The 7,591-nt window shown below is 65.2% G+C and carries 6 protein-coding genes; 3 read left to right on the forward strand and 3 right to left on the reverse strand.

The window, feature by feature from the left end; all coding sequences use genetic code 11:
• On the reverse strand, positions 1-831 hold an 831-nt coding region (locus ACTIMF_RS18865), incomplete at its 3' end, for a zinc-dependent metalloprotease (protein ID WP_442351819.1).
• 71 nt (positions 832-902) lie between these two features.
• Here ACTIMF_RS18865 and ACTIMF_RS18870 point away from each other — a divergent pair.
• Entirely contained in the window at positions 903-1,955 is a 1,053-nt protein-coding gene (locus ACTIMF_RS18870; RefSeq protein WP_442351820.1) for a YlbL family protein, read from the forward strand.
• A gap of 4 nt (positions 1,956-1,959) precedes the next feature.
• On the opposite strand, the gene ACTIMF_RS18875 is transcribed toward ACTIMF_RS18870, so the two are convergent.
• Positions 1,960-2,529 (reverse strand): PPA1309 family protein, encoded by a 570-nt coding sequence (locus tag ACTIMF_RS18875; protein WP_442351821.1) that lies wholly within the window; start codon positions 2,527-2,529, stop codon positions 1,960-1,962.
• A 123-nt stretch (positions 2,530-2,652) separates the two neighbouring features.
• Between ACTIMF_RS18875 and ACTIMF_RS18880 the strand changes: the two genes are divergently transcribed.
• Positions 2,653-5,637 carry a UPF0182 family protein gene (locus ACTIMF_RS18880; RefSeq protein WP_442351822.1) on the forward strand — a complete coding sequence of 995 codons (2,985 nt, stop codon included), beginning with the start codon at positions 2,653-2,655 and terminating at the stop codon, positions 5,635-5,637.
• Positions 5,638-5,712: 75 nt separating this feature from the next.
• Here the strand turns inward: ACTIMF_RS18880 and ACTIMF_RS18885 are convergent, their stop codons facing one another.
• Positions 5,713-6,003 carry a hypothetical protein gene (locus ACTIMF_RS18885; protein ID WP_442351823.1) on the reverse strand — a complete coding sequence of 97 codons (291 nt, stop codon included), beginning with the start codon at positions 6,001-6,003 and terminating at the stop codon, positions 5,713-5,715.
• A 198-nt stretch (positions 6,004-6,201) separates the two neighbouring features.
• On the opposite strand from ACTIMF_RS18885, the gene ACTIMF_RS18890 reads away from it, so the two are divergent.
• Complete coding sequence (locus ACTIMF_RS18890) at positions 6,202-7,449, forward strand: MCE family protein (RefSeq protein WP_442351824.1); 1,248 nt, start codon at positions 6,202-6,204, stop codon at positions 7,447-7,449.
• Positions 7,450-7,591: the final 142 nt, after the last annotated feature.

Here is a 7,591-nt window from a genome sequence, read left to right on the forward strand (position 1 = left end):
CTGCGGGTCGATGCCCTGCGCCATGTCCTGCATGCCGGAGAAGTCGATGCTGATGCCGCGCGCGTACTGCTCGACGGTCGCCAGCAGACGCTGCTTGAGCCACGAGACGTGCGTGAACAGACGGATGTGTGCGGCTTCGCGCGCGGCCAGAAACACGATGATCTCTTGCGCCGGAAGATTCAGCCCCTCCGAGAAGTGGGCGATCGCCTCGGGCAGCAGCACGCCGGTGTTGTCGGGTGCGAGCGGCAGCCCGACATCGGTGGACGTCAAGACGTCTTTCGCGAGCGTTCCGAGGCCTTGGCCGAGTTGGCTGCCGTACATGCTTCCCGACACCTGCCCGAGGAGACCCATCATCGGGCCAGCCATCGAGCGAGCCTCTTCGGGAAGATTGTCGGTCATGCCGCGCGCCATCTGTTCGGCGATCGGATCGCACAGGGTGCGCCACGTCGGCATCGTGTTCTCGAGCCAGTCGACGGGCGTCCACGCCGTGGTGGTCGTGATTCCGGCGGGCAGAGTGGTCTGCTCGTCGAGCCATACTTCGGCGAGGCGGACGGAGTCGGCGACGGCGGTGGTCTCCGTGTCGAGCATCGGGGTGAAGTCCCCGACCTGCTGACGCGCCAGGTTCGCCGCGATGTCGTAGTTGATGGGACCCGCCTGGGCGCCCTGCCCCATGCCCGAACCCATGCCGCTGAACATGGTGCCGAGCTGATTGAACAGCTGGCCGAGCATATTGGGGTCGAATCCGCCTGCGGGATCCGGATTCTGGGCGTTGTCGTCGCGGTCGTCGTCATCGTCGCCGCGCGAGGAGAATCCGAAAGGGAGATCGTTCATACCTCCACGGTACCGTCCGCCGAGCGCCTCCCGCCGGGCTCGACGCAGCGGGCTCGATTACCCTGGGCCAGATGACGAGCAACCCGAACCGCCGACGGATGATCACCATCTACGTGGCGGTCGTTCTACTGGCGGTATTCGTCGCTCTCGGAATGTTCGTGCGAGTGCCGTATGTGGCTCTCGGCCCCGGGCCGACCGTCAACACACTCGGCACCGTCGACACCGCTGACGGACCCGAGCGCGTGGTAAAGGTGACCGGTGCGGTGGATCCGAACCCGAAGGGCAACCTGAACTTGACGACGGTGTCGTTGCTCGACGGCCTCACCTTGTTCCAGGCGCTGGGCAAATGGGTGTCGCCGTCCGGGGAACTGCAGCCGCGGGAGTCGTATTACAAGCCTGGCCAGAGTGAGGACGAGGTACGCCAGGAGAACCTCACACAGATGTCGAGCAGCGAAGACAATGCGACGCTCGCGGCGTTCAACTTCCTCAAGAAGCCGACCGCCGTCGGGGTGGCCGACGTGGCCGACAGGAGTCCGTCGTCGGGTGTGCTCGCCGACGGCGACCGCATCACCTCGATCGGCGGCGCGCCCGTGGCGACCATGGAGCAAATCGCTGCGACCCTCGCACACCACAAGCCCGGCGACACCGTCGACGTGGACTATCTCCGGGGCGGCGCACCGGAGCGCGCGACGGTGACCTTGGCGAAGCGACCGGATGACGCCGCGAAGCCGTACCTCGGCGTCACCATGCGGTCGGTGCCCGCCGATCCCTCACTCGACGTCACCTTCGACGTCGGCGACATCGGCGGACCGTCGGCGGGAACCATGATGACGCTCGCGATCATCGATCAGATGACGCCAGGCGACCTCGCGCACGGTGAGTTCGTCGCGGGAACCGGAACCATCGACCCCTCAGGTCAGGTCGGTGAGATCGGCGGCATCGATCACAAGGTCAGGGCCGCCAAGGACGCTGGGGCGACAGTGTTCCTGGTCCCGGCGGGCAACTGCTCGCTCGCCGCGTCGAAGGCACCCGACGGGATCGAGCTGGTCAAGATCAACACGCTGTCCGATGCGGTCGACGCATTGAACACGTTGGGCACCGACACACCGCGTCCGCACTGCTGACCGTTCAGAACGTGGCGGCCAGCGCGTCCAACACGTTCGGTGCGAGCGTCGGGTGGGTGCGCAGATCAGATTCGACGGACTGATCCTCGCCGTCGCGGGCGCGCAGCGAGAGCAGTGCGACCCGCTGGCCGGTGCGGAGCACTCCGGCGATCAGGCGGGCCTGACGTCGGTCCGGATGCGCGAGCGCGGCGTCGCGTGCCGCGGCGTCGGCGGCCTCCGGGTCGGCCAGCAGCGGTTCGAATGCCTCGTCGAGCGTCGACTCGGCGTCCGGCGGCAGCACCGTGATTTCGGTGACGACCGCGCAGCCGACGACCGCGTCGGGCCAACTGACCCTGGTGAGCAGGGATTCGAGGTCGGCGTCGCCGGACTCCTGGACGACCGGGCTCAACGCCGAGTCGTCGTCCGGGTCGATCAATTCGGGGGCTTGCCGAGCGAGCACCGCTGTCGGGACGAGAGCGAACAGGGTCGCGGGTGAACCCCACGGGCCTGCTGCGGCGTAGCCCGCGCATTGGGCGAGGGCGTTGCCGAGATCGGCCTGGGAGAAACGTTGCGGAGAGTCGGATCCGGAAGTCACGCCGTCATTGTCACATCGACCAGGTCGCCGTAGTGAAGTCAGTCGGTTTCGACCGGTAAGTAGGGTGGGGGTAGAGCCGGTGCCTGCTCCGGCGGGCACCCGAAGAAACAGGAGAAACACAACGTGGTTGGTACACGCGGTCCGATCGGACGACCGACGCTGTCGCGGAGATCGAAGATACTGATCGGGATCGGTGTCGCGCTGCTGCTCATCCTGCTGATCGGCCCCCGGTTGGTCTCGATCATCACCGACTGGATGTGGTACTCCGATGTCGGCTACTCCGGCGTCATGTCGACGATGGTGTGGACACGAGTCGTCGCCTTCTTCGTCGCGGCACTCATAGTCGGCGGAATCGTGTTCGTCGGCGTCTACGCCGCCTATCGGGGTCGTCCCGACTTCGTCCCGGTGTCCGGGCCGGGCGATCCGCTCGAACGCTATCGGGCCGTCGCGGGCCGGAAACCGTGGATCACCGCGCTGATCCCGGCCGTCCTGCTCGGCCTCATCGGGGGGCTCGTCGCGCAGGCGTCGTGGGCGACGATCCAGATGTTCATCAACGGTGAGTCGTTCGGTGAGTCCGACCCCCAGTTCGGCATGGATATCGGCTTCTACGCGTTCACGCTGCCGTTCATCCGGTTGATCCTCGACCTCTCGTTCATCGCGCTCGGCGTCGCGTTCGTCGGCAACCTGCTGACCCACTACATCTTCGGCGGCATCCGGTTGGGCGGCGGCGGTCGCCGCGGCATGGTGTCGCGCACCGCGCGTGTCCAGCTCGCCGTGATCGTCGGCGTCTTCATGCTTCTCAAGGCCGTCGGCTACTGGCTCGACCGGTACGACCTCCTCAGCAGCGACCGTCGCGGCGACATCTTCACCGGCGGTACGTACACAGACATCAACGTCGTGATGCCGTCCAAGCTGATCCTGATGGCCATCGCCATCGTGTGTGCTCTCGCGTTCTTCGCTGCTGTCTTCCTGCGGGATCTGCGGATCCCCGCCATGGCGACCGTTCTGATGCTGCTCTCGGCGCTCGTCATCGGTGTCATCTGGCCTGCCGCGATGGAGCAGTTCTCGGTCAAGCCGAGCGCGGCGACGAAGGAAGCCGACTACATCGAGCGCAACATTCAAGCGACGACGTCGGCCTATCGGATTCGCAACGGCAAGGACGTCCAGTACGAGTCGAACTGGACGCGCGATCCGGCGAGCCCGGCCGCTGTGAACGGCGACGTGTCGACGCTGTCGAACATCCGCGTCCTCGATCCGGCCGTCGTCTCTCGGTCGTTCGTCCAACGACAGTCGTTGCGCAACTTCTACGGTTTCCCGAGCCAGCTCGCGGTCGACCGCTACAACGTCGCCGACGACGGCGGCTCGCAGAAGCAGATGCGGGACTTCATCGTCGCCGCCCGCGAGCTCGATCCGTCCAGGTTCAACGAGGGTCAGCAGAACTGGATCAACAAGCACACCGTGTACACGCACGGCAACGGCTTCATCGCCGCGCCCGCGAACACCGTCGACGCGCCGCCCAAGGACGCGGCGAGCTCCGACAGCGGTGGGCTCCCCAAGTTCTACGTCTCCGACCTGGACACGATCAGCAAGCCCGACTACAAGTCGGCTCCGATTCAGGTGAAGCAGCCGCGAATCTATTTCGGTGAACTCATCTCCAACGTCGACCCCGATTACGCGATCGTCGGCTCGGAGAACGGTGAGAAGTCCGAGTACGACCAGGAGGGTGTGCGGTACACCTACTCCGGTGACGCGGGTGTCTCGCTTGGCAACTTCGGATCGAGGCTGCTGTACGCGGTCAAGTACGGCGAGCGGAATTTCGTGCTGTCCGACGCTATCAACAACAAGTCGCGCATTCTCTACAACCGGGATCCGCGGGACCGCGTGTCGAAGGTGGCACCGTGGCTGAAGACCGACTCGAAGACGTACCCGGCGGTAATGGCCGACGGGTCGATCAAGTGGATCGTCGACGGTTACACCACGTTGAAGAACTACCCGTACGCGCAGCGGATGGCGTTGGCCGACGCGACGACGGACTCGCGGGCGCAGACCGCGGGCCAAACGGGTAGGACGCAGGCCGACGAGGACGTCTCGTACGTCCGGAACTCGGTGAAGGCCACCGTGGACGCCTACACCGGGAAGGTGGAGCTCTACCAGTTCGACGAGGACGACCCGGTTCTCAAGACCTGGATGAAGGCGTTCCCGGGGACGGTAAAGCCGCGTTCGGAACTGAACAAGAAGCCGGATCTGCTCGACCACCTGCGGTATCCGGAGGATCTGTTCAAACTGCAGCGCGAACTGCTGACGATGTACCACGTCAGCAACCCGTCGGACTTCTACCAGGCGAACAACTTCTGGTCTGTGCCGAACGATCCGACAGCCGACGACAGCAACCTGCCGCAGCCGCCGTACTACTTCACTGCGGCGAATCCGGACGGCAGCGGTAAGCCGTCGTTCCAGTTGACGTCGGTGACGACGCCGCTTCGGCGCCAGAACCTCGCCGCGTACATCACGGCGGCGTCCGACCCGGCGGACTACGGCAAGCTGACGGTGACGACGACGCCGACCGATTCGCAGACCGTCGGTCCGCGCCAGGTGCAGGAGGCGATGAAGAACGCCGTCGCGCGCGACATCACGCTCGTCGCGGGTTCGGTCAACGTCATCTACGGCAACCTGCTGACGCTTCCCGTCGGGAAGAACGGCGTGCTGTACGTGCAGCCGTTGTACACCGAGTCGAAGGCAGGCGACTCCGCCATGCCGAAGGTGTTCCGGATGTTGACCTACTACAAGGCGCCGGACGGGCAGGTCGAGATCGGAGCGGCTCCGACCATCGGTGAAGCGCTGATGCAGTCGGGGATCGATCCGCGTCTGGCCACCGAACCGGAGGCCGAGCGACCCGAAGGCGACGATGGGACTCCGGCTGAGCCGGGGAGCCAGACGCCGTCGACGCCGTCGCCGTCCGATGCTCCGGACGACGCTGCGGTCGCTGAGCTTCGCCAGGCCGTCGAGGAGATGACCGCGGCCGAGAACAGCGGTGACCTCGCGAAGATCGGTGAAGCGCTGAAGAATCTGAAGGCGGCGCTCGCGAAGTACCCGCAGGCAGGTAGCTGACGGTCAGCAATGATGACGCCCGCCCCGATGCTCTCGGGGCGGGCGTCGTCGCTTGTAACGGAATCGGCTACCCGGTCAGCGGACCTTCGCCAGGTATCGCGCGATCTCGGCGTCGGTGTTGTCGGGCATGACCGGCGAATGGTGCAGGTGGCTGGTCAAATAGCGGAAGATCAGCGCTGTCGACACGAGGCAGCCGAGCGCCAGCACGCCGTAGGTGATGTTCATCGTCTTGTTGGCCGGCAGGTCGGCGAGCGTGATGAGCCACATCGCCGACAGGGCCGCGCCCGTGAGCAGGAGGCCGAAGGCGATCAAGCTCATCGGGTGGTTGCCGTGCTGTTCGTGATGGTGGATATCAGTGTTGGACATGTCCCCTCCTTCATGTGAACGGGTAGTTCGTCCGGTTCTGTACGCCTCACCATACCGCCTTTATGATCTTTATCACATCAATGAGTGGTGTGATTGTTGCTCACTCCGGCGCTCGCGGAGGGGTTCGTTGCGCCGATTCGGCCCTAGACTTCGATCCGTCGGATAGTCGGGATTCGACAGATCGCGAGAAAGGCGTATATGCCACCGCTCAGTCGTCTGGTGAAGATCCAGTTGGTCGTCGTGCTGATCATCGGCGTCATCGCCTCGGTGTACGGCGGGATTCGTTACGCCCGAATGGATGAGGCCGTCGGCGTCGGCGTGTACCGCGTCACGGTTCGGATGGCCAGCGGCGGCGGAATCTTCCCCGACGCGCAGGTCACCTATCGGGGCGTCGCCGCCGGACGGGTCGCCGACATGCAGATGACGGCGGACGGCATCGAGGTCGCGCTCGCTCTAGAAGCGGGCGGCGAGAAGATCCCGGACTCGGCGGTCGCAGTCGTCGCGAATCGTTCGGCGATCGGCGAACAGTTCATCGACCTGCAGCCCACCTCCGACAAGGGCCCGTACCTGCAGGACGGCTCGGTGATCGACGACGTGCGGTATCCGCCGAAGCTCGAGGAGGTCATCGCGTCGACCATCACCCTGACCGAGACGGTGCCCGTCGACGCGCTGCGGACCACGGTGACCGAACTGGGCAAGGCCTTCGACGGTCAGGGTGAGAGTCTGAGCCGGCTCGTCGACGCGCTCGGCGATCTGTCGAAGACAGGCGTCGAGAGCCTCGATGAGACGGTCGGACTCATCACTGCAGCGAATCCCGTCCTGCAGACGCAGGCCGACCAGGCTGACGACATCCTCGAGTGGTCCAAGAATCTGGACGTCGTTGCGGCGACTCTGGAGTCGTCGGATCCTGCGTTACGGCGGATCCTCACCGACGGGCCTCGGGCGGCCACCGCCCTGACGTCGTTCCTCGATAGCAATGGCGATGACGCGACGAAGTTGATCCACCAGGCGGGTGCGACGGTGCACGAGATAGCCCCGACGTCCTTCGCGGCCGGCATGACGTTCGCGATGCTCTCGTCGCTGTCGGCGAGCAGTCACACCACCGCATCGTCTGACGGGCAGATTCGGTTCGGTGTCGTGCTGGAGACCGAGAATCCGCCGAGTTGTACGCGCGGTTACGAGAGCACGCAGGCGATGCTCGCCGAGTACAAGCGGACTCACCCCGACTTCGACGTCAACTACGACGACTTCCCGTTCAACACCGCCGCCGGATGCTCGGTGGCGACCGGCAATCCGACCGGTGTCCGTGGCGCCAACAACGCCGACCTGTCGAACCCGACGTTCGTTCAGCCGTGGGATGATCAGCCCAAGGCCGATCCGGACAAGCTGAACTTGAACCCGATCGCGACCCAGGTCGCCCGGATCATGGGTGTGCGGCAGCGCTGAGCTTTTCTCGTGTCGGGTGTCGTCAGTCACGATGGGCTCCAATCGATTTGCCTCCGCTGTTGGCCCCTGTGTAACGTGGCTGACGCAGCGCGGGGTGGAGCAGCTCGGTAGCTCGCTGGGCTCATAACCCAGAGGTCGTAGG

The sequence above is a fragment of the Gordonia sp. (in: high G+C Gram-positive bacteria) genome (assembly GCF_052106715.1).
Lineage (GTDB): Bacteria > Actinomycetota > Actinomycetes > Mycobacteriales > Mycobacteriaceae > Gordonia.

Bases quoted from the DNA above. Each gene is read 5' to 3' on its own strand.
- ACTIMF_RS18885 (WP_442351823.1), bottom strand. From the start codon at position 6,003: ATGTCCAACACTGATATCCACCATCACGAACAGCACGGCAACCACCCG.
- ACTIMF_RS18890 (WP_442351824.1), top strand. From the start codon at position 6,202: ATGCCACCGCTCAGTCGTCTGGTGAAGATCCAGTTGGTCGTCGTGCTG.
- ACTIMF_RS18870 (WP_442351820.1), top strand. From the start codon at position 903: ATGACGAGCAACCCGAACCGCCGACGGATGATCACCATCTACGTGGCG.